We start from the raw sequence: 2,789 nt of genomic DNA on the forward strand, positions 1-2,789 counted from the left end.
GCGGCCCGGCCGACGCCCCGGACGGCGACGTGTCGGTCAACCTGTCGTGGGGGTCGCTGACCAGCACCGACGCGACCGGTCGGGCGCCGGTCGTGCCCCGCTGGTGGGCCGACCGGGCGCAGCGGAAGGCGACGCTGTCCGCGATTCGCGCGAACCTGCGCTACTACGCCGCGTTCCACCTGGTGCGCTCGCCGAAGTACGCGGCGAAGGTCGCCATCTACGCCCCGGTCGGCCTGCTCCGCACGCTCAAGCGCGGGCTGCGGTGGACTACCGCTGAGGAGGGCAACTGGCAGTTGCGCCAGCACGCCGCGAACACGAACGACGCCTACACCTGGCAGTCACTCAACCGCACCCGCAGCAAGGAGGCCCGGGGTCGTTGGTGGGTCGTCATCCCTGCCCTGCTCGTGGTGCTGATCGGCCTGATCGTGGCCTACGTGACGGACGCCGTGCCGTGGTGGGGCTGGTACGCGGCCCTCGCGGTGCTCGCGGTCGTCTGCGCGCGGGCGGGGCGCCCGCCGGACAAGCCGATCACCGACCGGGTGACCAACGGTCGCCGGTTCACCCGGCTGACGGCCGACATGGTCCGTACCGCGCTCGTGTCGCTGGGGTTGCCGCAGCTCAAGGAGCCGGGGCAGGTGGAGTTCGTCCATCCCGGTGTCCACCGTGACGGCCCCGGCTGGTTGGCGCGGGTGAACCTGCCCGCCGGTCTGGAAGCCGTACGGGTCCTCGACCGGCGCGGCGGCCTGTCCTCCGCGCTGCGGCTGCCCGTTGACCAGGTGTGGCCCACGGCCGGCCCGGACCACGCTGGGCAGCTCGACCTGTGGGTGGGCTACCAGCCCGCGTCGGTCATGGGTAAGCCGGTCTGGTCGTTGGCTGCGCCGAACGCGGTGTGCAGCGTGTTCGATGAGCACGAGTTCGGCACCGATGAGCGACAGCGGCCGGTCCGTACGTCGTTGTTCGCCCGGTCGGTCCTTATCGGCGGGCAGCCCGGCAGCGGCAAGTCGTACAAGGCCAAGGCGCTGACCACGATCGGCGTCCTTGACCCGACGTGCGAACTCAAGATTGCCGAGTTCAAGGGCACCGGCGACTTCCTGGACCTGGAGCCGTTGTGCTCGACCTACGTCGTCGGCGTGGACGACACCGCGCTAGCGGCGGGTGCGGCGATCCTGCGGTGGGGCCTGGCCGAGGCCGAGCGGCGCGGCAAGCTCATCCTTGCCGCGAAGAAGCGCGGTGAGGCACCGCACGGCAAGGTCACCCCGGAGCTGTCACGTAAGCCCAACTCGGGGTTGCACCCGGTGCTAATCGTCATCGACGAGTGCCACGAACTGTTCGCCGCCAACCCGCAGGCCGCCGAGGACGCCGAGCGGCTGATCAAGCGGGCGCGGGCGCTGAACATCATCGTCATCCTGGCCACCCAGATCCCGGACAAGACCAGCCTGCCGCCCAACATCGTGCGGTGCGTGACCAACCGGATCTGCCTGTCCGTGGCCGGGCAGGTGGAAAACGACATGATCCTTGGCACCGGCGCCTACAAGCGCGGGATCACCGGCACCGTCTACCGGCCCCGCATCGACGCGGGCTGGGGCGTCATGACCGGCGGGGAAACCCCGGTGTCGGTCCAGTCGCACTTCCCGACCGACAAGACGCAGGCCGCGATCGTCGCCCGGGGCCTGGCCCTGCGCGGCGGGAAGGCGGTCGGCGTGGCGGACCTGCCCATGGCCCGCGACCTGCTCGCGGACCTGGCGGAGGTGAGCGCGTCCAACGGGCAGCACTGGGCGCCCGCGTCGGCCGCGCTCGTGCAGCGCTGGCCCAACGCCTACGTCGGCGTCACGGCCGAGGCCCTGTCGGAGATGGCCCGCGCGGCGGGCGTGTCATCGGTGGACGTGAAGATCGCCGGACGGGTCGCCAAGGGCTACCGGCTCGACGCCCTCCGGGCCTTGATCGCCAAGAAGGGCAACCCGGACGTAAGCGCATAACCAGGGCGGTCGCGGACAGGGTAGCGGGCGGCGCATAGGTAGCGCCGCCGCTACCCCACCCGCTACCCACCACATCCCAAGCGACCTGCGGCTACCTGCAACCGGTAGCGGGTCGCGGCATGCCAAAAACAGCCGGAAACGGCCCCAGGAGGCCTCCTGTGACACCCACGCTCCTCGCAACCCTGCTCGGCACCCTCACCGCCGGCCTCTACGCGGCGGCGTGCTGGGCGCTCCCGTTCGGCCGCTGCCGGTTCTGCGCCGGCAAGGGCCACTACACCACCTGGATCTTGAGGCGGATCAAAGCGTGCCGCGCCTGCAAGGGCACCGGCCTCCGGCTGCGCCACGGCCGGCGCGCCTTCAACTACCTCGCCCGCATCCACCGCGACGCCACCCACACGAGGAAGGCCGCGAACCGATGAATCCCTTGCGCCGCAACGCCATCACCACCCGCCCGCGGGGCGACGGTCACCCGCACTGGTGCGCCCGTGACCACTCCTGCACCGCCTACACGATGCCGACCGGTGAGCACCGCTCTGACCTGCTCGTCTGGGCAACCGACTACGGCAAGTTCATCGCGACCCGCGTCCGCACACGGACCGGCAAGGACCGCATCGAGTTGCGCGCCGTCGTCCGGCTCGACGCCAACCAGCGCACCGCACACGGCCAGGCTCAACGCCTGGTGGTCGGGATGGATCTCGCCGTCCGCGACGCGTTGCGGGCGGCCCGGACCACCCGGAGGGCCGCCTGATGTCGCGCATCCGCGCCGCGTTCCACGACCCGGACGGCGACCGGTACGGCATCCCCACGTTCTGG

General features: G+C 71.3%; 3 protein-coding genes. All 3 read left to right on the plus strand.

Annotated features, from left to right (window positions below; translation table 11 throughout):
* On the plus strand, window positions 1-1,976 hold a 1,976-nt coding region (locus ABD191_RS28510; protein ID WP_344088941.1), incomplete at its 5' end, for a cell division protein FtsK.
* A 158-nt stretch (window positions 1,977-2,134) separates the two neighbouring features.
* Window positions 2,135-2,395 (plus strand): hypothetical protein, encoded by a 261-nt coding sequence (locus ABD191_RS28515; RefSeq protein WP_344088944.1) that lies wholly within the window; start codon window positions 2,135-2,137, stop codon window positions 2,393-2,395.
* The gene (locus ABD191_RS28520; RefSeq protein ID WP_344088947.1) at window positions 2,392-2,724 is read left to right on the plus strand and encodes a hypothetical protein; all 333 of its coding nucleotides are present in this window, start codon (window positions 2,392-2,394) and stop codon (window positions 2,722-2,724) included. The genes ABD191_RS28515 and ABD191_RS28520 overlap by 4 nt, the downstream gene beginning before the upstream one ends.
* Window positions 2,725-2,789: the final 65 nt, after the last annotated feature.

This window comes from Luedemannella helvata, assembly GCF_039528415.1.
In the GTDB taxonomy this organism is placed as follows: domain Bacteria; phylum Actinomycetota; class Actinomycetes; order Mycobacteriales; family Micromonosporaceae; genus Luedemannella; species Luedemannella helvata.

What these genes read in the sequence shown, in the direction of transcription:
- ABD191_RS28520 (WP_344088947.1), top strand. Translation starts at nt 2,392, where the DNA reads ATGAATCCCTTGCGCCGCAACGCCATCACCACCCGCCCGCGGGGCGAC.